The 221-nt window shown below is 64.7% G+C and carries 1 protein-coding gene; it reads left to right on the forward strand.

All coding sequences use genetic code 11. The features are described from left to right. Positions 1-221, forward strand: a 221-nt coding sequence (locus AB3X94_RS42390) for a hypothetical protein (RefSeq protein ID WP_368614521.1), incomplete at both ends; no start/stop codon positions are given.

The following is a 221-nucleotide window of genomic DNA, read 5'->3' on the forward strand; positions in this document are numbered from 1 at the left end:
TGTACGGCACGGCGTCGAGCACGGCCCGGGCGCTGGGCGGTGGTTCGATCGTGCTTGCGGATGGCTCGATCAGCGCGCCGAAGTTCAGCGTGAATGGCACGACGGTGTACAGCGTGGCCGAAGCCGTGACGAACCTCGACGGTCGCACGACGCAGAACACGGGCGACATTGCGCAGAACGCGACCAACATCGCGAGCGTGCAGAATCAGTTGTCCGAAGGT

Origin of the sequence: Paraburkholderia sp. BR10923 (genome assembly GCF_040948765.1) — a bacterium.
Classification (GTDB): Bacteria; Pseudomonadota; Gammaproteobacteria; order Burkholderiales; family Burkholderiaceae; genus Paraburkholderia; species Paraburkholderia youngii.